The 24,162-nt window shown below is 68.6% G+C and carries 19 protein-coding genes and 2 pseudogenes; 9 read left to right on the top strand and 12 right to left on the bottom strand.

The annotated features are described in order from the left end of the window. Window positions 1-46: 46 nt before the first annotated feature. The 5 genes from AC0VX0_RS11625 to AC0VX0_RS11605 form a co-directional block, all read right to left on the bottom strand. A complete protein-coding gene (locus AC0VX0_RS11625) occupies window positions 47-526 on the bottom strand; it encodes a hypothetical protein (RefSeq protein WP_144825863.1) in 480 nt (159 codons plus the stop codon). Between the two features lie 126 nt (window positions 527-652). Continuing rightward, a complete protein-coding gene (locus AC0VX0_RS11620) occupies window positions 653-3,835 on the bottom strand; it encodes a type I restriction endonuclease subunit R (protein WP_396829727.1) in 3,183 nt (1,060 codons plus the stop codon). A gap of 17 nt (window positions 3,836-3,852) precedes the next feature. Beyond that, window positions 3,853-4,950: a restriction endonuclease subunit S gene (locus tag AC0VX0_RS11615; protein WP_144868643.1), complete on the bottom strand. Its 1,098-nt coding sequence runs from the start codon at window positions 4,948-4,950 to the stop codon at window positions 3,853-3,855. Further along, the gene (locus AC0VX0_RS11610; protein ID WP_063188572.1) at window positions 4,947-6,569 is read right to left on the bottom strand and encodes a class I SAM-dependent DNA methyltransferase; all 1,623 of its coding nucleotides are present in this window, start codon (window positions 6,567-6,569) and stop codon (window positions 4,947-4,949) included. Before AC0VX0_RS11610 ends, AC0VX0_RS11615 begins: the two co-directional genes overlap by 4 nt. A gap of 71 nt (window positions 6,570-6,640) precedes the next feature. Further along, window positions 6,641-8,632: a hypothetical protein gene (locus AC0VX0_RS11605; RefSeq protein WP_396829673.1), complete on the bottom strand. Its 1,992-nt coding sequence runs from the start codon at window positions 8,630-8,632 to the stop codon at window positions 6,641-6,643. 193 nt (window positions 8,633-8,825) lie between these two features. Between AC0VX0_RS11605 and AC0VX0_RS11600 the strand changes: the two genes are divergently transcribed. The 3 genes from AC0VX0_RS11600 (at window position 8,826) to AC0VX0_RS11590 (ending at window position 11,237) form a co-directional block, all read left to right on the top strand. Continuing rightward, a complete protein-coding gene (locus tag AC0VX0_RS11600; RefSeq protein ID WP_020624936.1) occupies window positions 8,826-9,260 on the top strand; it encodes a hypothetical protein in 435 nt (144 codons plus the stop codon). An 820-nt stretch (window positions 9,261-10,080) separates the two neighbouring features. Next, window positions 10,081-10,788: a hypothetical protein gene (locus tag AC0VX0_RS11595; protein ID WP_141724161.1), complete on the top strand. Its 708-nt coding sequence runs from the start codon at window positions 10,081-10,083 to the stop codon at window positions 10,786-10,788. 80 nt (window positions 10,789-10,868) lie between these two features. Next, a complete protein-coding gene (locus AC0VX0_RS11590; RefSeq protein ID WP_020624937.1) occupies window positions 10,869-11,237 on the top strand; it encodes a PH domain-containing protein in 369 nt (122 codons plus the stop codon). Window positions 11,238-11,254: 17 nt separating this feature from the next. Here AC0VX0_RS11590 and AC0VX0_RS11585 read toward each other — a convergent pair whose 3' ends face one another. After that, window positions 11,255-12,217, bottom strand: coding sequence for a GIY-YIG nuclease family protein (locus AC0VX0_RS11585; RefSeq protein ID WP_144825861.1), 963 nt, complete (start codon window positions 12,215-12,217; stop codon window positions 11,255-11,257). A 116-nt stretch (window positions 12,218-12,333) separates the two neighbouring features. On the opposite strand from AC0VX0_RS11585, the gene AC0VX0_RS11580 reads away from it, so the two are divergent. After that, window positions 12,334-13,383 (top strand): restriction endonuclease, encoded by a 1,050-nt coding sequence (locus tag AC0VX0_RS11580; protein ID WP_069941235.1) that lies wholly within the window; start codon window positions 12,334-12,336, stop codon window positions 13,381-13,383. Between the two features lie 138 nt (window positions 13,384-13,521). Here AC0VX0_RS11580 and AC0VX0_RS11575 read toward each other — a convergent pair. Further along, window positions 13,522-13,641: pseudogene (locus AC0VX0_RS11575) on the bottom strand (IS5/IS1182 family transposase); the annotation flags it as partial. Window positions 13,642-13,709: 68 nt separating this feature from the next. After that, window positions 13,710-14,354, bottom strand: coding sequence for a DUF6308 family protein (locus AC0VX0_RS11570; RefSeq protein WP_069941234.1), 645 nt, complete (start codon window positions 14,352-14,354; stop codon window positions 13,710-13,712). A 95-nt stretch (window positions 14,355-14,449) separates the two neighbouring features. Between AC0VX0_RS11570 and AC0VX0_RS11565 the strand changes: the two genes are divergently transcribed. Further along, window positions 14,450-15,289: a GIY-YIG nuclease family protein gene (locus AC0VX0_RS11565; RefSeq protein WP_069941233.1), complete on the top strand. Its 840-nt coding sequence runs from the start codon at window positions 14,450-14,452 to the stop codon at window positions 15,287-15,289. A 130-nt stretch (window positions 15,290-15,419) separates the two neighbouring features. Further along, window positions 15,420-15,881 (top strand): hypothetical protein, encoded by a 462-nt coding sequence (locus tag AC0VX0_RS11560; protein ID WP_230297424.1) that lies wholly within the window; start codon window positions 15,420-15,422, stop codon window positions 15,879-15,881. A gap of 195 nt (window positions 15,882-16,076) precedes the next feature. Here the strand turns inward: AC0VX0_RS11560 and glpK are convergent, their stop codons facing one another. The 3 genes from glpK to AC0VX0_RS11545 form a co-directional block, all read right to left on the bottom strand. After that, the gene (gene glpK, locus AC0VX0_RS11555; RefSeq protein WP_069941231.1) at window positions 16,077-17,609 is read right to left on the bottom strand and encodes a glycerol kinase GlpK; all 1,533 of its coding nucleotides are present in this window, start codon (window positions 17,607-17,609) and stop codon (window positions 16,077-16,079) included. 94 nt (window positions 17,610-17,703) lie between these two features. Beyond that, on the bottom strand, window positions 17,704-18,426 hold the full coding sequence (locus tag AC0VX0_RS11550; protein ID WP_010079813.1) for an MIP/aquaporin family protein: 723 nt from the start codon (window positions 18,424-18,426) through the stop codon (window positions 17,704-17,706). Next, entirely contained in the window at window positions 18,404-20,179 is a 1,776-nt protein-coding gene (locus tag AC0VX0_RS11545) for a glycerol-3-phosphate dehydrogenase/oxidase (RefSeq protein ID WP_069941230.1), read from the bottom strand. The genes AC0VX0_RS11550 and AC0VX0_RS11545 overlap by 23 nt, the downstream gene beginning before the upstream one ends. A 292-nt stretch (window positions 20,180-20,471) precedes the next feature. Here AC0VX0_RS11545 and AC0VX0_RS11540 point away from each other — a divergent pair, with 292 nt between their 5' ends. After that, window positions 20,472-20,921 (top strand): hypothetical protein, encoded by a 450-nt coding sequence (locus tag AC0VX0_RS11540; RefSeq protein ID WP_043275869.1) that lies wholly within the window; start codon window positions 20,472-20,474, stop codon window positions 20,919-20,921. Window positions 20,922-21,141: 220 nt separating this feature from the next. Here the strand turns inward: AC0VX0_RS11540 and AC0VX0_RS11535 are convergent, their stop codons facing one another. Next, entirely contained in the window at window positions 21,142-22,284 is a 1,143-nt protein-coding gene (locus AC0VX0_RS11535) for a GNAT family N-acetyltransferase (protein WP_020621625.1), read from the bottom strand. Window positions 22,285-22,394: 110 nt separating this feature from the next. On the opposite strand from AC0VX0_RS11535, the pseudogene AC0VX0_RS11530 reads away from it, so the two are divergent. Beyond that, window positions 22,395-22,742 (top strand): annotated as a pseudogene (locus AC0VX0_RS11530) (GNAT family N-acetyltransferase); the annotation flags it as partial. Beyond that, window positions 22,739-23,959 carry a Fic family protein gene (locus AC0VX0_RS11525; protein WP_043275864.1) on the top strand — a complete coding sequence of 407 codons (1,221 nt, stop codon included), beginning with the start codon at window positions 22,739-22,741 and terminating at the stop codon, window positions 23,957-23,959. The pseudogene AC0VX0_RS11530 and the gene AC0VX0_RS11525, both read left to right, overlap by 4 nt. Window positions 23,960-24,162: the final 203 nt, after the last annotated feature.

Here is a 24,162-nt window from a genome sequence, read left to right as displayed (position 1 = left end):
CCTGAGGCGGCAATAAAATTAAGAATCTAATGTTTTTTGACACTTATTACTTTTTTCTAAGCTCTTGATACGCCTGCGATTTTAATAACCGCCACTCTTTGAGGTTAAACAATCGACTCTTGGCGGCTTTATCGGCCTGGATTTGACGCTGTTTATTCTCAATCTCGACTTCAGTCTTCTTGGCGAATCTATCGTACGCTTCGCGGCTCGTGAGGACGCCAATGATCGGAAGCAGTACCATCCCAGCCAGAGGGATGCTTAGGCTGGACATGAAGTTGTTCATTATGTCGGCAATTTTGAGGTCGCCCCTATTGAGAAAGAATAGGTATGCTCCAGCGAAGCACAACAGGGTAACAAGTGCCAGAATGCTTCCCATGAGCCCTCGATGTTTCATTTCGTTCTTCTCGGCCTTGCGTGCCATGGCGTGCTGGCTGGCTAGGTCTGCCGGAGGTAGATTAGCAAAATTGCTAATAGGTGTCTGAATAAATGTGAATTGCGGATTATCTCCGGAGTTCTGAATATTCATCCCGTAATTGTCTCGCACTCTATGCCTCTCTTGCCTGTTGGGATAAAATCCTGTCAGTTGCGAAGTTGTGGGCCTGGGGGCCTATCATCTCGCCGCCAGAGTCCCCCTTGACTCATGGCTCTCAATTTAGCGCAGACCGTCGACTATCCGCGGCGCCACGGCCTCCATCTGCCGCATCACCGCCACGATTGCTTCGGGCTGCTGGTCCGGCGGATACCCGTACTTGCGGAGCAGCCGCTTGATGCTGGCGCGGAGCTTGGCCTTCACATCCTCGCGCACGGTCCAGTCGGTCTTGATGTCCCGGCGCATGGTGGCCACGAGGTCGCGGGCGATCTGGGCGAGAACGTCGTCGCCCATCACATCCAGGGCGGCTTCGTTCTGGGCCACCACGTCGTAGAACATCAGCTCGTGGTCGTGGAGCGGGGGAGTGAACCGCCGGCCACGGTCGGCTTCGGCCACCACTTCCTTGGCCATCTCCACGAGTTCGGCGATCACCTCGGCGGCCGTCAGCTGCTGGTTGGTGTACTTGGCCATGACGGCGTTGATGCGCTCGGAGAACTGCGCTCGGCGGATCTCGTTGCCTCCGGTGACGCGCGTGGCCTCCTTGAGAAGGTCCGTGCGGAGGCCCTCGATGGCCAGTTCTGCCTTCGACGGCGCGGCCGCCTCCTCCATCCAGGCCGGGGTCAGGGCGTCGAGCCGGGGCCGTTCGAGGCCGGCCGCCGCGTAGATGTCCATGACGCCGGTCGCCTCGGTGGAGTCGACCACCATCTCGCCGAGCAGGCGGGCGATCTCTTCGGGGATGGGTTCCCCTCGGGCGATCCGGTCCTGCGCGTCGAGCTTGGCCAGCCAGGTGCGGACCTCCTCGTAAAACTTGACGTCCAAGCGGAAGCGCTCGACGGCGGCTACGCGGCCGGCCAGGGCCCAGGCCCGGTGCAGCCGGGAAGCCTGGGAACGGAACGTGTCCGCCACGGGCCGGACGGTGGGGTCCTCGGGATCCGTGTTGCCGGGCGTACCGGGGGAGCGGAGCCGGGAGGTGACCTCGAGCAGGGCCTTGCGCCAGCCGTTCTTCGGGTCGGACTGGTAGGTCGCCTTCCAGTCCACGCCCACGGTGTCGGCCAGCATCCCCACCATCGTCTCGATGATGTCGGCGGCCTCCTCGGTGTTCTGGGCCAGGGTCTTCGTCCCGGCTGTTCGCGTGTCCCGGGTGAATTCGGCCAGCGCCTGCTGGAGGTTCTCCGCGAGTGGGGCGTAGGCCACGAGCAGTCCGTCCTCCTTGCCGCGGAAGGTGCGGTTCACGCGGGCGAGGGTCTGCATGAGCAGGGCGCCCTTGAGCGGCCGGTCCACATAGAGGGTGTGCAGGGCCGGGGCGTCGAAGCCGGTGAGGAGCATGTCCTTGACGATTACGATCTCGAGTTCGTCGGCCGGGTTTTTCAGGCGCTTCTTCACGGCGGCCAGCGCGCTGGGGCGCCGCATGTGCTTCTTGATCTCGCCCGTGTCGGAGGGGTTCGCGTCGTAGACCACCTTGAGGCGGCCCTTGTCGTCGGCGTCGTCGTGCCACTCGGGGCGCAGGGCCACGATCTGCTCGTAGAGGCGAGCCGCGATGCTGCGGGTAGCACACACGATCATCGCCTTGCCAGGAACGCCCATAGTCGGCTGCACCGCGTCACGGCGGTCCTCCCAGTGGCGAACGAAGTCCTCGGCGAGGGTCTGCAGCCGGTGGGGCGCACCGTAGACGGCTTCGAGGGTGGCCACGCCACGTTGGATGCGGTCCCGGTCGGCCTCGTCCAGGCCGGCCGTGAGCTCGTCGGCGGCTGCGTCGAGGCTCTCGTCGTCGACTCCTTCGACCCGAGCCAGTGTGATGAGGCGCGGCTCGAAGGAGACCGGCACGGTGGCACCGTCCTCGACGGCGCGGTGCAGGTCGTAGACGTCGATGTCGTCGCCGAACACCCGCCGGGTGTCCCGCTCTCCCTCGGCGATGGGGGTGCCGGTGAACGCGATGAGCGAGGCATTCGGCAGTGCGTTCTTCAGGTGGGCGGCGTAGCCGTCGAGGGTGTCGTAGTGGCTGCGGTGGGCCTCGTCCGCCATCACGATGATGTTCCGGCGGTCGGAGAGCACCGGGTGGTCGGCGCCGGCGTCCCGCTCGGCCTGGGTGAGGCCGAACTTCTGCAGGGTGGTGAAGTAGATGCCGCCGGAGTTGGACTGCGTGAGCAGATCCCGCAGATGGCTGCGGTCCTTCACCTGGACGGGGTCCTCGGGCAGCAGGGTGCTGGCGCGGAAGCCGTCGAAGAGCTGGGTGTCCAGCTCGGTGCGGTCGGTGATGACCACCACGGTGGGGTTGGCGAGGCGCTCGTGACGCATCACCTTGGCGGCGTAGAGCTCCATCTCCATGGATTTGCCGGAGCCCTGGGTGTGCCAGACGACGCCGATGCGCCCGTCCGATTCCACGGCGTGGACCGTGTTGGCCACCGCCTTGGACACCGCGAAGTACTGGTGCGGCTTGGCGATGCGCTTGACCAGACCGGCATCGGTGGAGTCGAACGCGATGTAGTCGCGCAGGAGCTGGCCGAACCGGTCGATGTTGAACAGGCCCTGGAGGGTGAGACTGAGCTCGGTGGCGGGCTCGCCGTCGAGGTCCGGGGCGCCGGTGGGCACGAGGGCACCATCGTCGTCCACGTTCCACGGCGCGAAATGGTGCCACGGGGTGAAAGGGGTGCCGTAGCGGGCGGTGAGGCCGTCGCTCGCGATCACGAGGGCGACGGTCTGGAAGGCGTGGGGAAACTCCTTCACGTAGGTCTGGAGCTGGTGGAAGGCGGCCTCGGCGGTGGTGTGCTTGGTGCCTGCATTCTTCAGCTCGATGACGGCCAGGGGCAGGCCGTTGACGTAGAGCACGACGTCGAAGCGCCGCTCCGCCTGCCGGCTGCGGAGGGTGAGCTGGTTGACGGCGTGGTACGTATTGCGGGAGGCGTCCGAGGAGAGGAACCGGATGGTGGGGGTCTGCTGCTCACCGTCCCGGTCCACGTAGGTGATGCCCGTGTAGCCGTGCACGAGGACCTGGTGGAGGCGGTGATTCTCCGCGATCGCGTCCTGTGACGCCGGGGTGAGCACCTCCGCTGCGGCCTGGTCCAGGTACTCCGGCGGGACGGTGGGGTTGAGGGTGCGCAGGGCGGCGGAGAGCGTGCCGTGGAGGACCGGGTCCTCCCAGGAGGCGCGCTGACCGGAGCCGGGCGCGACGGCGGGCCCGCGGAGCGTCTCCCAGCCGTACTCGGCCAGGACCTCCAGGGCGTGTTCCTCCCAGTCCTGCTCGTGCATGCCGATGCCGGCCATGGTCAGACCTCCTCCTCGACGCGCTTCTCCGCGTCCTTGACGGTGATGCGCCCGCTCATGAGCTGGGGGAGCAGCTCGTCGCGGGTGCGGGCGAGGGTGGTGTTCTCCTCACTGCTGGACACACTCATGAGCTCAAGGGCTTCGATCGTTTCCAGCGCGGCGCGGGAGAGCGTGCGCATGTCAGGGATGCCCAGCTCCATGACTTCCATGGGCTTCACGCGTTGGTGGCTTCCCGTGGTCCCTGCGACAAGGGACAGCAGGCTTGTGGTGAACTGCTCGCTTCGCAGCGCGGCCGTGAGAGACGCAACTGAGAATCCTTGGGTCGGCGCCATGGCCATGAACTCGGGTGAGGTCACGGACACACCCTCCTTCAGCCGCATAACCGGCCACACGCGAGGGATGCGGGGGTTGAGCTTGGACACCAGCACCACCGGGCGGTCGAGTCGATGCTTCGCGCTCATGATGCCGGAGCTGGCTTCAAGCCGGACCGTTCCCTCGTCGAAGGAAGGGAGGCTGTAATGCCACACGTTCTCTGCACCGAATGAGCCTGGCGCGAGTGAGTTGCGGTGGAGACTCGCCACCTCACTTAAGCGCACAGTGCTGGCGGCTGCCCTCGCGAGTGCACTTATCTGGTCAATCGCAAGGTTCTGCAGCCGGTGGTTCGCGGCGATCTTGTCGTCCAGGGCGCCAAGGACCTCGGTGATGGACTTCTGATGGTGGAGAGGAGGGACCACCACCTGTACCGATTCGAGATCAGCGCGGTTGAGCCCCGGCACGGCACTGTCGCCTACTCGAGTCCCTAGATTGAGCCAGCTAAAGAGATAAGAAAGGAACCTGATGTCGGTTCTCTCCACTCCGTGTGTGTAGAACACAGTATCAATGGGCCAGCAATCCTCTTCGAGATATTGCACGGTGCCGACCGACCCCTTACGCCCCAGGACAACAACAGGACCAGTCGCACACGCGGAGGTGTGGCGTCCGACAATGCCTCCTGAGGCGACGACCGGGACGGAGCCAGTTTCGTCTCGCTGTGAGGCGGTCAGAGCACGCCCGTAAGCGAGAGGGGCGATTGTTCCTAGAGTGGTCGTCGTCCAGTTCACGCCAGCCTCCCGAGCTGCTCACGCACCACGGCGTCCAGCCGGGCGGACTCGTCCAGCGCCGCCGTGAGCTCCTTCGTCAGGCGGGCGATCTTCTCCTCCACGGGCTCGTCATCCTCCGGCGCCTCCGGCATGCCGACGAAACGGCCCGGCGTCACGGCCCAGCCCGCCTCCTCGATCTCCTGCAGGGTCGCGGACTTGCAGAACCCGGGCACGTCTTCGTACTCGCCCTCCGCGGACTCCCGGCCCCGCCAGGTGCGGAACGTGTTCGCGATGGTGTGGATGTCCTCGTCGCTGAACGTGCGCTCGACGCGGTCCACCATGTGGCCCATCTCCCGCGCGTCGATGAACAGCACCTCACCGGAGCGGTCCACCGAACCCCGCGGGCCGGCCTTCTTGTCTTTCGTGAAGAACCACACGCACACCGGGATCGCCACAGAGCGGAAGAGGTTCGGGGGCATCGCGATCACGCAGGAGACGACGTCGTCCTTCAGCATCCCCTCGCGGATCTTGCCCTCTCCGCCGGTGTTGGATGCCATGGTGCCGTTCGCCATCACCACGGCGCCCTCGCCGTGCGGGGCCAGCTTGCTCAGGATGTGCTGCATCCACGCGTAGTTCGCGTTCTTCACCGGCGGCACGCCGTACCGCCAGCGGGCGTCCTCCTCGGAACGCGCCCAGTCCTTGATGTTGAACGGTGGGTTGGCCAGCACGAAGTCCGCGGACAGGCTCGGGTGGATGTCCCGGGCCAGAGTGTCGCCCCAGCGGGGCCCCAGGCCGGACGAGTCGATGCCGTGGATGGCCAGGTTCATCTTCGCCATGCGCCACGTGCGCTCGTTCAGCTCCTGCCCATACACCGCGATGGACTGCGTGTCCTCATGGTGGCGGGCCAGGAACTTCTCCGCCTGCACGAACATGCCGCCCGAGCCGCAGCACGGGTCGTACACGCGGCCCTCGTGCGGCTCCAGGATCTCCACGAGCGTCCGCACCAGCACCGGGGGCGTGTAGAACTCACCGCCGCGCTTGCCCTCGGCCCGCGCGAACTTGTCCAGGAAGTACTCGTACACCTCGCCCAGCAGGTCCCGGGCCTTCGTGGCGCCCTGGCCGGTGAAGCGCGCCGAGTTCAGCAGGTCCAGCAGCTCGCCCAGCCGGCGCTGGTCCACGTTGTCCCGGCCGTAGATGGTGGGCAGCGTGCCCTTGAGAGACTCGTTGTGCTCCGAGAGCAGGCGCATGGCGGCGTCGATCAGCTCGCCGACCGTCTGCGACTCGCGTCCCTCCGCCGCGGAGAGACCCTTGGCGTGGTCCGCGATGAACTGCCAGCGGGCCCGCGCCGGCACCCAGAACACACCGGAGCCGGTGTACTCGTCCGCGTCCTCGAGTGACTCCTCGATGAAGGCCGCTGACTCGTCCTTGAGCTCCTCGCGGATCTGCTCGCGGCGCTCGTCGAACGCGTCCGAGACGTACTTCAGGAACACCAGGCCCAGCACCACGTCCTTGTACTGGCTGGCGTCCATGGACCCGCGCAGCTTGTCCGCGGCCTTCCAGAGCGTGTCCTTCAGCTCCTTGGAGGTCGACGCCGTCCGCGCCGCCTCCTTCTCCTGCGTCACTGTGGTGGTCTTGACCATCACCGCTCCTTTCCCTGCCGTCGTGGCCGCCGCATGCGGTCTGGATGTCCTGTGGATGTCTGCTTTTGCCGTCATTGTGGGCCACCGTTCGGGTCCAGGCGCACCGTCCCCGCCGCGAGTCCCTGCAGGAGCGCGACCTCGGCCCGGTCCAGGCGGTCGAGGCGGTCCAGCAGGGCCTTGCGACGGCCCGCCACCTCACGGCGCAGCCGTTCGACGTCCTCGAGGCGGTCTCGGGGGGCGAGTCGGATGCGCCATGCGTCCCTGTCGGGGACCCGCTGGGCCGCGATGTCCGCCGCCACCAGGCCCGGCGCAGCGCACCACGGGTCCTCCACGGCGGGTTGCGGCGGCTCCGCCCGGAAGACCCGGGCCGGTGCCAGAACCAGGTGACCGCCGACGTCGTCCACCATTGCGGCCGGCCCGCCCGCTGACACGTAGACGACGTCGCCGGCCTCCGTGAACCGCGCTCGCGGTGCGATCTCCTCGAGGCGGAGGCGGTCGATCCGACGAGCACCCCAGGGCCGTGCCCCACGCAGTTCGTCCGCCCCGATCGCGGCCCCGGTGCCAGACCCCGACGCAGCCAGCTCATCTGACGGGAGCCGGACCCCCGGACGGTCCGAGCCGTACCGGCCCGTGAGCGTGGCCCAACCGACGCGCTCCTCCGGGCGAGCGTCGCGGGAGCCCGTTGCGGACACGGCTGCGAGCAGCTCCTCGTCGGCGTGGAGGGCTTCGGCCAGCAGGTCCGCCCCGAGTCGCTGCTCGCTCGCCGCGGTGCGCGGCGCCGTGATGTCCGCGGCGGCGTGGACCGCGCCCGCATCGAGGGGACCGCCTGACCGGAAGGCGTGGTCACGGATGGTGGCCGTGTCGCCGGACATCACGACGGCCAGGTCTGCCGCGATCGCCTGCGTGACGCCCTCGCTGAGCGACGCGTCGCCGTGGTCTGCGGTCACTGTCATGGCCGACGTCGCCACGGAATCCCGGCCCGCCAGGACCCACAAGGCCAGCCGGCGCCGGGCCGACCGCGTGAGCATCCCCTTGGGCAGGGGTGCCGCGTAGCGCAGCGTGGTGCCAGACGCTGTGGCGTCCGTGAGCAGACGCCGCCGCGCGGCCTGGCCCGTCGAGGCAACCAGCAGCGACGCCGGTCCGAGCACCATCGCCCGGTCCGTCGGACCCAGCGCGAGCAGGACGTCGTCCAACTCCTCGGCGGCAGTGGAGGGGCCTGCAGCGGGTGACAGGACGGCGATGGCGAGGCAGCTCGCGGGGAGCACGAGGGGGGCATCATCAGCGATGAAGTCCACGGTGCTCAGGACAGTGATGTGATGCCCACGTGCCGCCAGCAGGCGCCAGGCGGCGCGGGCGTGCGGCGTGCGGAGAAGGCGGGGCAGTGCGACGACGGAGCGCGGCGCGGCCGTTTCGGCGTGGGGCAGCGTGTGGGTGAGCAGGGTGAGGGACGCCAGGTTCGTCGGGACGAGGGGCAAGTCCGTCTCAGCGTGGATCTCCGTGAGGACGGAAGCGAGGAGTGCGCGGGCCGGGGACGTCAGGGCCGCGCCGCTGCCCTCGGCAGGATCGGAGGGAAGGCTCTCGACGAGGCGCGCCAGCGCATCCTCCGCTGTGAAGGCGGCCTCCGCGACGTCGTCGATGCGGGGGATGAGGTCGGCAAGGGGCGGGTCGGTGAGGTCGAGGTCTGGGGGGAGCAGTTCGGCGGGGAACTGCGAGAGGAGGAGGGCCTCGTCGATTTCTTCGGGCGTGAGGGTGGTCAGCGGGGCCTGGGCCGCGTGGTGGAGCAGGAGGAGGGCGGATGCGGCGTCCGCGTGGGCAGCCAAGGTGGTGAGGGTGTCCGTGTGGAGAGGCTGCTCTGCGCGCGAGTCGGGGTTGTTGCCCAAGCCGGTGGCTCCGAGCCACGCGGTGACTTCGCGCTCGTCGAAGAGGATGCCGCCGTGTGCGCCGGCCTGGGGGAGTGGGGCGGGGAAGGGGTGAGGACCTGAGGTGTGGCGGGCGCGCCACATGGAGACCACCGGGCGCCGCACGCCTGCGAGGCGGGCGATGTCGGTCATGTTCATCGGCATGCTGTGCGGCTCCTTCCGAGGTGAGGTGAAACGATGCGGCGAGTCTACAGCGAGAGCGTAGTTGGACATGCGCGCAGCTGCGATAAGGGGGCTTATCGGAACAAGTACTTCCCAATGTATGAGATGTATGGCTACGGTCGAAGAGCGGTCGCACAGGTCGCCGCTGGCACCCACTCACGACGGAAGGAACGCGATGAACGCGACCTTGGAGCCCTGCTTCAACCTCTGGCTCTTCGTGGATCCCCTGTCAGGGGTCGTGCAGACCGGGGCAGCCAAGGCCTACGCACTCCATGGGACGGAGCAGGAGTGCAAAGACCTTCTGCAGCGGCTGGCACCGACCGACTTCTACACCGTGCCGCGCGTGCCGGTGCCGCAGCACTACGTGCTGGCAGGGCCTGACGGACGGCAGGTGCCGGGTGCGTTCCAGGCCGGCGGTGTGGGGGAGGCGCAGTTCCTGAGCCACCTGCTCCAGTCGCTCGAGCCGCTGCCCCAGCAGCTCACGATGCCTGAGGGCATGCCGGTGGGTTACTCGCTGCCGATCCCCGTCGACGCATTGGCCATCGTGACGCCCGTGGAGGAGCGTTACGACGGCACGCTGGTGCCCGTGGTGAAGCGGGCGGGGGTGTGAGATGACTCAGCAAACCAACCAGAACCGTGTCGTCGAGGTCATGGTCCGACCGAGATCGCCGGATGACAGCTACCGACTGGAGCGTGGTGCGGAGGCACGAGGGTGGATGCCAGAAGCGATCGGTCGGGATAGGTACAAACTTGCAATTCCGTTGTACTGCGCTCGGAGGGTATCGGCTCGCGCGTGCCGGGAGGAGCTGGCTGACTTTTCTCAGACGGTTGTTCCCCTGTGGGTCGATGAAATCCGTCTTCGTGACTCGGTGACACGGGACCGACGGCGTGTGGCCCAGGCGCATCCCTCGATGGAGCGTAGGGGCGACGCCCTGTGGCAGTGGCTCCGAGGGGGTGCGCAATGGGAGGTCGCCGTTGAACGGGCGGTGGGGGCGAACCCGAAGGAGCGATTGAAGGACGAGGAAGCACGAGCATCGCGCCTTCTTGCTCGGACGCGGCTCGGAGGCCCGCGACAACTGTGTCCGGTGAGGGCTCGTCTGGCAATGGAGCCGGCTCAGATTCAGGGAGAGAACATGAGCCTGGTGGGCCGGCTGCTGAATTCTTCTAAAGTTTTTCTGCCTGCTCTCCTTGTTTTGGCCTCTGCTGTGTTCGTCGGCTCTCCGACTATTCAGTCTGGATGGATTTTCGCGGCCTATTTGGCCGGGTTGTCACTGGCGGCGTGGCTGGGATGGTGGACGACTGGGTCCCATGCGGGGCATCCACGTCGGTGGCTTGGGCCTGTAGTAGGCATCGGCATGTTCATGTACCTGGCTTGGGTTTGCTCCCTCGCCTGGCAGCAGAGGCCCCCCGCTCCGACGGATGGATGGCTGGTGGCCCTTCTCAGGGCCGGGGTAGCGGTATTGGCTGGGTTCTTGCTGATCCGAGGGTGGAAGCATCTCCACATCCTTAGGCCGGAGGTGAGGAGTCTGTGGTCGTTCGGAGCGATGTCCTTCCTCATCTTTGCATCGGCTGCCTCGGGATCAGTTGCCGTGTGGGCCCTGCTGCGTGCTTTCGACTTGAGGGCCGAGGACCTTCGGGATTGGCAGATGGTGGCGGTCCTCGCGGCTCTCGGTGCTGGACTCTTCGCTCTCACTCTCGTTGTCCTAACTGGAGCGATTCGGGGCTGGGCAGAATATTACCGGCTGTGGTTTTCGAAAGGGGCCGTCTCTGATCTGATGTGGATGGCCACCTGGCCAATGGTTGTCGTTCTTGCTGTTCTCTTTGTTCTCAATTTTGGCGCGCGGCTGCTCAGTGGGATCCCCGTTCAGCTGACGGAAGGGGAGGGGCTGATCTTCGATCTTGGGCTCGTCGACCGAGTTTGTGTGTCTGTCTCGGACGATGATGTTGTGTTGTCCCATAATGAGGGAACGACTCATATTTCTGTAATTCGAGGTAACGAGGACAGGCTCCATGGGTGGCGGGCGGATGGCGTGAATCCAGGCGAGATGCCTGTGAAATTTCCTGGAGGCAAGTTCGTTCCCGTGGCTTCAAGTGACCTTGTAATGGATGCGTCAGGGGCCTGCTCTTACCATCCGTGACCTGGGGTCAATATATTGTTCCTGCCAGAACATGGCATTTTAGTATTGCAACCCGAACGCCATTGAAAAGGAGAAAAACCATGGAGTTCAACCACATCGCCGCCTGGACGTTCGTCAGTGAGACGTCGATCCCGAAGGACGTGGCGCAGATGCTCGTCCCAGGAGAGGAGGCTATCGCCGCCTACAAGACGATCCGCGACCAGGCGATCTTTACCACCAAGCGGCTCATCGTCCGCGATGCGCAGGGTTTGACGGGTAAGAAGGTGGAGGTCTACTCGCTGCCGTACTCGGCCGTGAACATGTGGTCGTCTGAGAACGCTGGCACCTTCGACTTCAACGCGGAGATCCAGCTCTGGACACGCGCCGGCATGGTCAAGATCAACCTGCAGCGCGGCGTCGACGTCCGGAGGCTCGATGCACTGATCGCCCACGCGGTCCTCGGCGGCTGAGGCGGCAGGGGCGCTCCTCAGTACTGGCGAGGCATCTGAAGGCCCGCGTGTGGAGGAGCGCCCCCCAACGCGGACGATGCGATCGATTCGGCGGCGCATGCGAACACCTCGTCCGCCAGGGCCTGGCTGTGGAAGCGGGAGAACATGGCTCGGCCCTTGCGGAGCTGGCCTAGGGCGAGCTCGCGGGCGGCAAGGAGGACGTCAGGGTCCGACAGGACGTCATCGAGGTCGTGCCACCCTGCCAGGTAAGCCGTCTTCACGGGCCCGGCCGTGCGGTAGGCGCCGTCGTCGAACAGGTTCCCAAGTTCGCTGGTGTCGGGCAAAGTCGGTGCCACGTTCAGCACCATCACCTGTTCCCATGCGCCGTTCTCGCTCCGGTCCTCGAACAGGAAGAGCAGCTCCACGTTCTGAATGCTCAGCGTGCACAGGCGGCGGTGGTTCCGCGTCCGGTTGGTGGACGGCCACGCACTGAGTACCCAGCCGCGCCCTTCCGTCTCATGCGGGAACGGGATGACGCTGTACAGGTAGGTCGCGATCGACTTCAGCGCCTCCATGAGTTGCGGGTGCATGCGCATCGGTGTCGGCAGGCGGTCGGGATCCGCAAGGATCCGTGCCCGGGCCAGTTCGATCCGTTCCGGCGCGACGACGACGTCCGCGTCTTGGAAGTCTGCCGAAATCCAGGCCGCCTGCTCCTCCTGGCTCACGATCGCATCCAGGGCGGACTTGCCCAGCGGCTGGGACAGCAATGTGCGGTTCCGAAGCAGGACGCCCTCATTCCGCAGGCCCGTGATGATCTCCTGCTCTACTCGGTCCAGGTCGGCCCGGTCCACGGAGGTGAAGCGCACGGCCACGATGTCCTTGTAGCGACGCCGGTGGGTCGCCAGGCGGCTGATCGGGTGGACGCTCTGGCCCACGTACTCCGAACCGTCCGCGAACTCGAGCACGTAGACGCCCGGTCCGGGGTCGGAACCGAACATCACGGAGGGGGCCAGACCGGCCGGCATGTCCCACCGGCGGAAGATCCGTGAGGAGGAGCGCATCGGCTCATCATGCCGTGGTCTGAGATGATCGGCCGGACGCAAGCGAGGGAGTGGCGATGAGCGCATGGGTGGTCCGCGCGGGACAGCGGGGGGAGAACGAGCACTGGAACATCGAGCACGGGCGCATGAGCGTGGGCTGGCCCGAGGTCGGTGACCTCTCACCCGCCACATCCCGGGAGGACGTCCGCCGTCGCGTGGAGGAGGCCTACCCCGGCGACGGCGCCGCCCGCTGGGCCAACTACACCGGCCAGCTCTGGGCATTCCGGGACTCCATCCGCCAGGGTGACCTCGTCATCCTGCCGCTGAAGACCAAGCCCGGCTACGTGCAGTTCGGACGCGTCACCGGCGCATACGCCCACGACGCGGCCGAGGCTGGCTGGCACCGCAGCCACTCCCTGCTGGTGGACTGGCTGGGGGAGCCGGTCTCCAAGACCGTGGTGGGTCAGGACCTCGTCCACACCCTCAATGGCAGCCTCACCGTGTTCCAACCGAGCCGGAACGACGCCGAACGCCGACTCGAGAGCATCGCTCGTGGAAAGCCCGACCCCGGGTTCACAGAGGGGCTGCCCCGTCCGGTGGCGACCCCCGCCGACCACGCCACCACCGAGGTGACGGACCCCGAGACGGCACCGACCGTCGTCGCCATCCGGGACCGTATCCGCGCCCATGTGGCCGGGGAGTTCCGCGAGCACGAGCTGACCCACCTGGTCTCGGAGATCCTCACGGTGCTCGGCTTCCGGTGTGAAGTCTCGCCACCCGGGCCCGACGGCGGCGTGGACATCATCGCGGGCACCGGACCCCTGGGGCTGGACGCGCCGACGTTGATCGTGGAGGTGAAGTCCGAGCCGACCCCGATCGGTTCCCGGGTGCTGCGGGGGCTGCACTCTGCGATGACACAGCACCGGGCGGATCAGGCACTCCTCGTGGCCTGGGGTGGGGTGACTCGGCCCGCCGAGCTGGAGTTCAAACGAGACCGCACGACCATGCGGATCTGGGACGCCGACGCGCTGCTCGATCAGCTCTTCCTCACCTACGACCGGCTGCCGGCCTCCACGCGGGCGCGGATCCCGCTGCAGCAGGTGTGGGTGCTGGAGGACGAGGGGTGACGGCGCCGGAGGTGCTGGTGGCCGAGGCGCGGGAGGCGCTGCTGAACGGGTCGGTGTTCCGGGCGGAGCGGGCTGAGGCCGCGCCTGGTGGCGTCAAGGCCGTCATAGCGGACGGTGTGGAGTTTCCGAAGGGGCGGGTCTGTATGAGACCCCCGAGGGTGACGCCGTCGTGCAGGCATCGGCGAATGGCCAGCCCTGCCGGCCTGTGCGCGCGGGGAGCATCGGGGCGATCAACTCCCACTGGGCGTCGGAGAGCATCTGGAACCGGGACGTGTCTTCGAGGGTGCAAGCCGACCCTTGCTTCGTTTTCAGACATGCCCTAGGCCTCAGTACGCCTTGGCCTCCATCCAGGCGAGCACATCGAAGACGCGGAGGGTGGTCACCTCGGCGGGCAGGGCCGCCGCGCATCGGTAGGACTCGAGGCGCTGCCACATAGTCCGCTCCTGGGCGGAGAACTCCGCATGGAGCAGTGCCCGGCCCACGTAACCGTCCTTTCGGGTCTCCTGGAAGACGGTCTGGCGCAGCTCGGCGTCGATGATCGGGAAGAGTCGCGGCCGCTTGCGGGCGACCAGCTTGGAGGCGATTGTCGGGCCGATCTTCGGCAGGGCCTCCAGCGCTTCGTAGAGCGCATACACCGGTGCCATGTCCTTGCCGGACGGGTCCGGGTCGACGTCGATGAAGTCCCGGTCCGGGCCGACGGCCTCCAACAGCCCAGCGAAGCGCTCCCTCTGGGTGATGAGCAGATGCACGACCGCATGGCCTGACGTCGGCGTGTTCAGCAGGGCGGTGGAGGCGACGTCGTCGGCGGTGAACACGTTCGCAGACGCGGCGCGCCTCCCGCTCGGATCGAACCCGTCCCACTGGCTTCCGATGAACTTCCGGGACTTGAAATAGAGCTGGAGCAGGTCAACGGCGCGCTCCGTTTGATCCGAGGCAACCGTGCGGGGCAGGTGCAGCTGGGGCGCGGTCATGGCTTCCTTTTCCAATAGAAGGCGTCACGGTGATTGTGGCTGTGGGCTCATCGCAGCGGAAGGGAGATCAGGGGTCCTCGGCAGAATGGGGTCCCATGGAGTCCACCCAGCCCTTCGTCCTCTCCCTCGGTGCGGTCCTCGCCGCCGCCGGCCTCGACCCGCACGACGTCCTGGCCATCCGCCACACCTACAAGGCGTCGGGGCTGCCATCGCGGGCGGCGGCCACGCCGGAGCGGGTGCTCGCCTACACGCGGGAGCAGCACCACGTGGGGAAGTTCCCGAAGGAGCCTGCCCGCCACTGGCTGATCTTCATGGGGGAGGGCGGGCGTCGTTCTCGCCTCACCGCCGTGTACGAGAACCGCGGGGAGGCCGTGGCTGAGCGCACGGAGCGGTACCGGTACTACGACGTTGCGCCGGTGCCGCTGCTGGCCTCTCTCGAGGAGCGCCTGGTGGTGGAGTGGTCCGCCGACCCCGTGAACTGGGCCAAGCGCGGGCCCCTCGCGGCGCGGTTCCCCGTCCTGGAGATCGCCGATCCCACCACCGAGGCGTTCCCCGGCTTCGACCACGTGCTGCTCAGCTACGGGGACCTGCAGTCAATGGTGACCGAGACTCGCTACGCAGGCTGGCGCACCGCCCTGGAGGCCGTACGCGGGATCTACCTGATCGCCGACGAGACCGCGGGCCAGTGCTACGTCGGCAAGGCCGACGGTGAGCGTGGTGTGCTCGGACGGTGGGAGGCCTACGCCCGTGACGGGCATGGTGGGAACGTCGCCCTCCGGGATGCCGTGGAGCTCGACCCCGACCAGCCGGAGCGGTACATGTTCAGCTTGTTGCGCGTGTTCGGCTCCAATACTCCGCAGGCCCAGATCGACGCCGCGGAGAAGCACTACAAGGACTCTCTGATGACGCGCCGGTTCGGGCTGAACCGGAACTGAACGGACGTCGTTCTCCGGGGGGAGAGAGCGAAGGGCAGACGGGAGGGGGGATGGATTGCCCCCGCCGAGCCTCGGGGAGGAGGGCAAGTGCGCCCTCCAGGCACAGCAGCCATCGCTGAGTTCCTCGAATATGACTGCCCACGAGCACACGGGGCATCCGCAAGCCGCCCGCATTGATGTCGCCGCGCGGGCCGACGTCGTCGAGGCGGGCGGGCCAGGTCTGATGGGTGTGAACGGCCTCCCCGGAACCGGCAAGACGACGACGCTCCGGGACATCCTGGCGTCCAACGTCGTCGAACGAGCACACCGAATGTCGGCGAGTGAGAACCCATTCGACGCCCTCACCGAACGCACCCATGAGTGGACCGGCGAGGGCAGGATGCGACGACGGGCGCGCGAGCTCCGGCCTGAGGTGGCCGGCTTCGAAATGGTGGTGGCCTCGGCGAACAACGCGGCCGGGGAGAGCATCTCCGAGGAGATTCCACATCGGAGCGCCATCAAGGACGGCCGACACGTGGATGCGGACTACTTCGCCTGCCTGGCCACCGCCGCCGTGGGCGGAAGCGGCGGGGGAAGAGGACGCCCTGGGTGAGGACAGCTTGACGTCGGAGCAGCCGGGCACCTCGGGCCTGGCCACTGCACCGATGGCAACGGCACCGACCCCGCTCCGCGCGCAGGCGGCCGACGAGGGGGTGGTGCTGCTCGGGGTCCTTCTGGAGGGGCCGGGTCGGCCCGGACCGGCCCGGGGCGCACGGGGCCGGCCGGACCGACCTACGGACCGGACGGCTCAGCCCTGGGCCGACTCGACGTCCTCGTCGACCCAGTCGCGGGAGCGTTCCACGGCCTTCTTCCACAGCCGCAGGGCGCGCTCAGCCTCCTCCTCGTCCATGGTGGGCTCCCAGCGCTTGTCCTCTTCCCAGTTGGCCACGAGCTCGTCCTGGGACGCCCAGAACCCCACCGCCAGGCCTGCGGCGTAGGCGGCGCCGAGAGCGGTGGTCTCGATGACCTTGGGGCGCACGACGGGCACGCGCAGCAGGTCCGCCTGGAACTGCATGAGCAGCTCGTTGGCGACCATGCCACCGTCGACCTTCAGTTCGGTGAGGTCCACGCCGGAGTCCGCGTTCATGGCGTCCAGGACCTCGCGGCTCTGGAAGGCGGTGGCCTCGAGCGCCGCGCGGGCGATGTGCCCCTTGTTGACGTAACGGGTCATGCCCACCATGACGCCGCGGGCCGCGGCGTCCCAGTGCGGGGCGAAGAGGCCGGAGAACGCGGGGACGAAGTACACGCCGCCGTTGTCCTCCACGCCGGCGGCCAGGGTCTCGACCTCCGGGGCGCTGCCGATCATCCCGAGGTTGTCCCGCAGCCACTGGATCAGCGAGCCGGTGACGGCGATCGAGCCCTCCAGCGCGTACACCGGCTTCTGGTCGCCAATGCGGTACGCCACCGTGGTGAGCAGGCCGTTGTCCGAGTGCACCGGCTCCTCGCCGGTGTTGATCAGCATGAAGTTGCCGGTGCCGTACGTGTTCTTGGCCTGGCCGACCTCGAAGCACGCCTGGCCGAAGGTCGCCGCGTGCTGGTCGCCCAGGATGCCGGTGATCGGCGTCTCGCGCAGCAGCTGCTGGCCGGATACGGTGCCCACCTCGGCGGAGGAGCTGACGATCTCCGGAAGCATGGACATCGGGATGCCCATGTCCGCGCAGATCTCCTCGTTCCAGTCGAGGGTGTCCAGGTTCATCAGCATGGTGCGGGAGGCGTTGGTGACGTCGGTGACGTGCCGGCCGCCCTCGCCGCCGCCGGTGAGATTCCACACGAGCCACGAGTCCGTGGTGCCGAAGATGAGGTCGCCGTTCTCGGCGGCCTCCCGGGCACCGTCCACGTTCTCCAGAATCCAGGCCACCTTGGGGCCGGAGAAGTACGTGGCCAGGGGCAGCCCGACGCGCTCCTTGTAGCGGTCCGCGCCGACGTCGCCGGCGAGGCGCTCGCAGAGGTGGTCGGTGCGGGTGTCCTGCCACACGATGGCGTTGTAGACCGGCTTGCCGGTGTTGCGGTCCCACACCACGGTGGTCTCACGCTGGTTCGTGATGCCCACGGCGGCGACGTCGTGTCGGGTCACCTCGGCGCGGGCCAGGGCCTCGCCGATGACCTCGCGGGTGTTCGTCCAGATCTCCACTGGGTCGTGCTCCACCCAGCCGGCGCGCGGGAAGATCTGCTCGTGTTCGCGCTGACCAGTGGACACGATGGCCCCACTGTGGTCGAAGAGGATCGCGCGCGTGGACGTGGTGCCCTGGTCGATGGCCATCACGTAGCGGGGGGTGGTCATGTCCTACTCCTTCGGAGGTGGTCACGGGGGTGTGGGGGTGGCGGGCACGTTCCCGCAGGGGAACGTGCCCGCCGGGGTTGGACGGGCAGACCGCTCAGACGAACAGAGGCGCGGCGAGGCCGGCCAGGACGGCGCCGACGAGCGGGCCGACGATCGGCACCCAGGCGTAGCCCCAGTCCGAGCCGCCCTTGTGCCGGATCGGCGCGACGGCGTGGAACAGGCGGGGGCCCAGGTCGCGCGCCGGGTTGATGGCGTACCCCGTGGGGCCGCCCAGGCTCGCGCCGATCGCGACGACGAGCAGGGCCACCGCGAGCGGGCCGAGCCCGGAGGGGGTGGAGCCGAAGAGCAGGATCACGAACACCAGGACGAACGTGGCGATCACCTCGGTGACCATGTTCCACAGCGGGTTGCGGATCTCGGGGCCTGTGGCGAAGGTGCCCAGGATCGCCCCCTGGTCCGTCTCCGCCTGGTAGTGGTCGCGGTAGGCCAGCCAGGCCAGGGCCGCGCCGAGGAAGGCGCCGATCAGCTGCGCCGCGAAGTACGCGAGCGTGGTGCCGAGGGTCACGGCGATGCCGGGGGCGTACTCCTCGGCGCCGCTGACGAGCAGGCCGACGGTCACGGCGGGGTTCAGGTGCGCACCGGTCGCGGCAGCGACGTAGACGCCCGCGAAGACGCCCAGCCCCCAGCCGAAGCTGATGAGCAGCCAGCCTCCGCCGTTGCCCTTGGTCTTCGTCAGGACGACGTTGGCGACGACGCCGACGCCGAGCAGGAGGAGGATCGCCGTGCCGGCGATCTCATGCAGGAAGATCGTGCCCATGGACGGGCTCCTTTCCGTGGACGGGGGCGGCGTCGGCGGCTGCGAGCGCGGCGGCGGCGGTGACGTCGTCGTGGGCGGTCTCGCCGCGGAGGCGTGCGGCGACGAGGTTCTTGTACGCCCGGATCTCACCGGCGATGCGCTCTTCATCCCAGCCCAGCTCGGGGGCCACGAGGGACGCGATCTCCTCGGCTGCCGCGACGCCGCGGTCGCGGACCTCGGTGGACAGGCGCGTGCGGCGCTCGATGACGTCGTCCAGGTGGACGACGCCCTCGGCTCGGGCCGCGTAGACGATCTCGGCGCGCAGGTAGCGCGGCGCCTCGGCGAGAGGGACGCTCAGGGACGGGTCGCCGTCGATCAGGTCGAGCACATGGCGCAGGACGGTGCCGTAACGGAACAGGAGCCGGTCCACGCGGGCCTCGTCCAGGCCGTAGTCGGCGGCGATGCGGTCCGCCTCCGCCTCGATCTCCGAGTAGCCGAGGCCGCCGAGCACGGGGATGCGCTCGGTGAGGCTGGGACGGGTCGGGTGGGTCTCGCGCACCACGAAGTCCACGACGTCCTCGGCCATGGCCCGGTACGTGGTCCACTTGCCGCCGGCCACGGCGGTGAGGCCGGGGGCCACCTCGGTGACGGTGTGCTCACGGGAGATCTTGGTGGAGCCGCCGTCGGATCCGGTGACCGGCTGCAGGAGCGGGCGCAGGCCGGCGTACGTGGCGATCACGTCGTCACGCGTGAGGTCCTCCTTCAGCACCGCGTTGGCGTGCTCGAGGATGTAGTCGATGTCGTCCGCGGTGGTGGCCGGATGGGCCACGTCCTCCGCCCACGGGGTGTCCGTGGTGCCGATCACCCAGTACTCGTCCCACGGGATGAGGAACAGCACGGACTTCTCCGTCTTGGTGATCACGCCGGTGGCGGCGTCGGCGCGGATGCGGTCGCGCGGGACGGTGATGTGGGCGCCCTTGGAGGCGAGCACCTCGAGGCCGCCGTCGGCCCCGGCCAGCTCCTGCTGCTCCTGGGTCCACACGCCCCCGGCCAGGATGACGGCGCGCGCGTGCACGTCGAACTCCTCGCCGGAGGTCTCCTCGCGGACACGCACGCCCTGCACACGGCCGTCGTCGCCGCGCAGGTAGCCGGTGACGGCGGTGTAGTTGGCGGCCACGGCGCCGTGGTCCACGGCGGATCGCACGAGCATCATGGCCAGGCGGGCGTCGTCGAACTGGGCGTCGGCGTACTCCACCGCGCCGACGATCTTCTCGTCGTCGAGGGAGGGGAAGGTCGCGGCCATGGAGCGGCGGCTGAGATGGCGGTGCGCGCCCATCGCGCGGCGGCGGCCGAGCGACTGCATGGCGTCGTACATGGTGACGCCGGCGCCGATGAAGCCGCGGTCGATCACCTTGTGGAAGAACGGGAAGACGAAGCGCAGGGGACGCACCAGGTGGGGCGCGGTCTGGGTGAGCAGCAGGTCGCGCTCCCGCAGCGCCTCGTACACCAGCTTGACGTCCAGCATCTCGAGGTAGCGCAGGCCACCGTGCATGAGGCGGGAGGAGCGGGACGAGGTCCCGGAGGCCCAGTCGCGGGCCTCGACGATGCCCACGTCGAGGCCGCGGGTGGCCGCGTCGAACGCGGCGCCCACGCCGGTGGAGCCGCCGCCCACGACCAGGATGTCGAGGGGGGCCTCCGGGCTGGTGGCCCGGAGGCGGGCGAGGTGGTCCTCCCGCGTGGCGGCGGAGAGGGGGACGGTTCGCAGGGTCGGCATGGGGGGTTGCTCCTTTATCAGTGGAAGCACAGTGTAGTGGCGTGGCTCACGATACCCAGTATCAGCACGAGCCGAGGTCCATGATGTCACTCCCGGGCCGCGGGTATGCACGCGTCGGGTACGGTCTCGCGGAACCCGAGCCGCTCGAACAGCGGCACGTCGGCGCGCGTGGAGGTGGCCCGTCTCGCACGGTCCCCGGACTGTGGCACCTCACCCTGTTCCGCTGGAACGAGGGCGGAGCGCCTCGGGTGACGCGTGCCCTCGGGTGAGGCCCCGCCCCTACACTCCGACCATGGACATCACCGTCGGCGCCGTCGGCCGCGCCTCGCTCTCGGACTGGGAGCAGGAATGCTGCGGTGACTCGATCGCCGTGGGGGAAGTCCACGAGCTGATCCTGCTGCCCTCCCGGGGAGTGAGTCAGGCTGGGCCCCTGGCCTCTGCAGGCTGGGTCGTCACCCATCACGACGACGGCAGCCCCGCCGGGTCGATCCCGTTGCGTCGTGTGCGGGCCGTGGTGAGGGCGGCACACGAGGTGTGGCCCTCGGGGCGGCTCGCCGAGATCGACCGCGTCCCCGGCCACGCTGACCTGACGATCCTTGAGCCAGAGGAGGCCACCGGCCTCGGCTTGGGGGAGGTCGTCTACGTCGGCGCCTACGAGCCGGTGCTCCCCGAGACTCCCCGCCCTGACGAGTGGCTTCTCGACCTGGAGATCCTCGAGGACCTCGGTCCGCACACCTGGTGAGCCTCGCGAGTCCACCCCCTCACGGTCTCGAGCTGCATGGGGTGAGCGTAGAAGTCCGTTCGGCGGCACGGATTGCGCCCGACACGCCGACCTCGGTGCGCATGGATGCGAACGTTCACATCACCGCATCCCCACGCCTCTCCACGATGCGCACGTGGGGGATTTCTCTTTCGCCACGGGGTCCTAGGCGGTTCTTCCGGAGCTGACGTTGCCTTCGCCGTCATAGATGGCCCCTCACCCCCCGGTCGCTCGCGAGCATCGCGTAGACGAGGGTGTCCGTCCACTCGCCCTTGCTCCACAGGTCCTGCCGGTGGTGTGCCTCTCGACGCATCCCGAGCATCTCGGCCAGTCGGGCGGACGCCGTGTTGCGGGCATCCATCTGTGCCACTACCCGGTGCAGGCCAGACGTCTCGAACCCCAGGTCCAGCAGCGCAGCCGCGGCCTCCCGGGCGAAGCCTTGACCGGCATGTCGCGGATCCAGTGCCCAGCCGATCTCCGCGACACCGCGCTCGCGGTCCGTCAGCCACAGGATCACGTCACCCACGGGGACGCCCGCGTGCTCCACCACCAGGGACGCCGCCCCGGACGGGCCGCCGAGGTCGTCCCACGTGATCCGCTTGGCCAGCTTCGCCCGCGCGGTCGCCTCGTCCCAGGGCTCGTCCAGCAGGTGGCGCACCACCTCGGGCTGCGTGTACATCTCCTGCAACCAGCCGAAGTCGTCCTCCCGGTGCGGCCGCAGCGTCAGCCGCGCGGTGGGCAACGGCCAGTCAGGGGCGCGGCCGCCCGCAGCCGCGCCCTCCTTGCGCCCCGCCGGAGGCGGGGCGTCGACGTCGGCGGGGACCGGCGTCGTCGTGCCGGACGCCCAGTCCTGGCGCAACATTGCGTAGGCCACCGACGCGAACGGCTCGCCGCCGTCCACGGGCCAGCCGCGCCGGTAGTGCGCCTCCTTGACCCAGCCGGCCCGGCGGAAGGTGCGCAGCATGGGGACGTTGTCCTCGCGGGTCTGGCCCTCGAAGCGGTCCACCGCGGGCATCGTCTCGAAGACGCGCCGGGTGAGCGCGGTGAGGATCTGCGCGCCGAGCCCGCGCCCGCGGAACCGCTCCGCCACGCGCAGGTCGAACAAGGGGGTGGGGTCCGTGAGGTCCTCCAGGCGCACCACGCCGACGCGGCCGTGCTCGGGATGCTCGATCCAGAAGGTGCGGTGGTCCTCATCCTCCCAGGCGCCGCCATCGACGGCCTTCTCCGCCTCCGGCCGGGTGACGCGCGGGCGCGTGTGGAACGGCCACGCGTTCTCGGTGAGCAGGGCGACGAGCGCGTCCCGGTCGGCGCCTGCCGGGTCGAGTGGAGTGAAGGTGACGTCCATGGGGCCGAGAGTAGGGGAGGGGACGTCACCGCCGCCCGTTGCCGTGACCCCATGGCCACGCCCCTCCTCGACCTCGCGGCGCACCGCGCGAGGAAGCCCGGGACGCGCAGGCCGAGATCGGTTGGACCATAGCCCAGGCCCACGCCGGCCGGGGCCGCGCCACCGAGCTGGCCTGTGCCCTGTTGGACCTCGCCTTCGCAGGCCTCGGCGTCCGACCCGTGGAGGCTCACGCCTTCGCGGACAACGCGCCCATCCTGCGCGTGATGGAGAAGGTCGGCCTGCGCCACGAGGGCACCTTCAAGGAGGAGTCACTGCACCGCACCCGCGGCTGGGTGGACGGCGTCACTTACGCGATGCTCGCCTCGGAGCATCGGGCCCGGGGCAGACGGCTTTCCACCTCACGACGCCCAGAAGTACGCAACTCTCTAGACATAACGTTGCGTAAGGTGGCGGCATGAGCAACGATCCGCGCCCGACCCCGTGGGCCGTCGGCTGGGAAGAGCGCCCCTGGGCCGCGGGCCCGGATGACGCCGGCGTCCTCACTCGGCGCGCTCGCGTGCGTGCAGCAGGCCCATATCGAGCCGCGCTCCCAGCCCGCATCGCCCGACTCGGGCTCGACCTGCCCTCTGATCTGGCGACCGAGGTCGAGGAGGCGACGGCCGCCGTCGTGCGCTTCGATGCTGAGATCAGCCACGCCCTCCCGGGGCTCACGGGAGAGATCGCCCCGATCGACGCGGTGCTCCTGCGCACTGAGTCCGCGTCCTCCTCGCAGATCGAGCACATCACCGCGGGCGCGCGAGCCCTCGCCCTGGCGACTCTCGGCGAACGCACCCGCCCGAACGCAACGCTCGTGGCGGCGAACGTGAGGGCCATGGGCGCTGCTTCCCGGCTGGCCGCCGACCTCGACGAGCCCGCCCTGCTGGCCGCCCATCGTGCCCTCATGGACGGTCAGGAGCATGCCCGGCCGGGTGCCTACCGCGATGCGCAGGGGTGGATCGGGGGCGGGGCGCCCACGCCGCACACGGCGCAGTTCGTCCCGCCCCATCCGGAGCGCCTGCGTGCCGGGATGGACGATCTCTTCGCCTATCTGCGCCGCACGGACGTACCCGCCCTCGTGCAGGCCGCCATCGCGCACGCCCAGTTCGAGACCATCCACCCGTTCGCGGACGGCAACGGCCGCACCGGGCGCGTCCTCGTGCACGCCGTGTTGCATCGGGCCGGCGCGATCACCCGTATGGGGGTGCCCCTCTCCGCGGGACTCCTCACGGACACGGCCGGATACTTCGACGCCCTCACCGCCTACCGCGACGGCGACCCCGCGCCCATCGTGCGCCGCTTCGCGCAGGCCGCCCTGGCCGCCGTCGGCAACGGCCGAGAGCTCGTCGCGGACCTGGACGAGGCCCTGACCGGCTGGCGCGAGCGGCTCACCGCCCGGCGGGACGCGGCGGTCTGGCGGGCGCTCGCGGTGATCATCGCGCAACCCGCCGTGACCGTGGACCACCTGGCCCAGGTGCTGGGTGTCTCGCGCCCGGCCACCCAGCGGGCCGTGGACCAGCTTGTCGAGGCCGGTGTGCTGCAGCCGGTCTCCAGCCAGCGTCGGAACCGGGTGTGGCTGGCCACCGAGGTGCTCGCCTGTCTGGACGAGTTCGCCGCGCGTGCGGGCCGGCGGGGTTGACGGGGGCGGTCTACAGGGTTGACCAGCCTCAGTGCCGTATGGAGTGCCCCGGCCATGGTCAGGCGAACACACGAGGTGAGGCCCGCGGGATGACTCGCGGTCCGTCAGCCACAGGATCACGTCCCCACGGGCATGCCCACGTTCCCCACCACCAGAGACACCGATCCGCCAGGGCCAGCCGAGGTCGTCCTCCCGGTGTGGGC

The sequence above is a fragment of the Micrococcus sp. iso_26 genome (genome assembly GCF_056172975.1).
The sequence above is the reverse complement of the archived record's forward strand: the minus strand, read 5'-3'. Positions and strand labels throughout refer to the sequence as shown.

Bases quoted from the DNA above. Each gene is read 5' to 3' on its own strand.
- AC0VX0_RS11625 (WP_144825863.1), bottom strand. From the start codon at position 526: ATGAATATTCAGAACTCCGGAGATAATCCGCAATTCACATTTATTCAG.
- AC0VX0_RS11620 (WP_396829727.1), bottom strand. From the start codon at position 3,835: ATGCACGAGCAGGACTGGGAGGAACACGCCCTGGAGGTCCTGGCCGAG.
- AC0VX0_RS11610 (WP_063188572.1), bottom strand. From the start codon at position 6,569: ATGGTCAAGACCACCACAGTGACGCAGGAGAAGGAGGCGGCGCGGACG.
- AC0VX0_RS11605 (WP_396829673.1), bottom strand. From the start codon at position 8,632: ATGCCGATGAACATGACCGACATCGCCCGCCTCGCAGGCGTGCGGCGC.
- AC0VX0_RS11600 (WP_020624936.1), top strand. From the start codon at position 8,826: ATGAACGCGACCTTGGAGCCCTGCTTCAACCTCTGGCTCTTCGTGGAT.
- AC0VX0_RS11590 (WP_020624937.1), top strand. From the start codon at position 10,869: ATGGAGTTCAACCACATCGCCGCCTGGACGTTCGTCAGTGAGACGTCG.
- AC0VX0_RS11580 (WP_069941235.1), top strand. From the start codon at position 12,334: ATGAGCGCATGGGTGGTCCGCGCGGGACAGCGGGGGGAGAACGAGCAC.
- AC0VX0_RS11570 (WP_069941234.1), bottom strand. From the start codon at position 14,354: ATGACCGCGCCCCAGCTGCACCTGCCCCGCACGGTTGCCTCGGATCAA.
- AC0VX0_RS11565 (WP_069941233.1), top strand. From the start codon at position 14,450: ATGGAGTCCACCCAGCCCTTCGTCCTCTCCCTCGGTGCGGTCCTCGCC.
- AC0VX0_RS11560 (WP_230297424.1), top strand. From the start codon at position 15,420: ATGACTGCCCACGAGCACACGGGGCATCCGCAAGCCGCCCGCATTGAT.
- glpK (WP_069941231.1), bottom strand. From the start codon at position 17,609: ATGACCACCCCCCGCTACGTGATGGCCATCGACCAGGGCACCACGTCC.
- AC0VX0_RS11550 (WP_010079813.1), bottom strand. From the start codon at position 18,426: ATGGGCACGATCTTCCTGCATGAGATCGCCGGCACGGCGATCCTCCTC.
- AC0VX0_RS11545 (WP_069941230.1), bottom strand. From the start codon at position 20,179: ATGCCGACCCTGCGAACCGTCCCCCTCTCCGCCGCCACGCGGGAGGAC.
- AC0VX0_RS11540 (WP_043275869.1), top strand. From the start codon at position 20,472: ATGGACATCACCGTCGGCGCCGTCGGCCGCGCCTCGCTCTCGGACTGG.
- AC0VX0_RS11535 (WP_020621625.1), bottom strand. From the start codon at position 22,284: ATGGACGTCACCTTCACTCCACTCGACCCGGCAGGCGCCGACCGGGAC.
- AC0VX0_RS11525 (WP_043275864.1), top strand. From the start codon at position 22,739: ATGAGCAACGATCCGCGCCCGACCCCGTGGGCCGTCGGCTGGGAAGAG.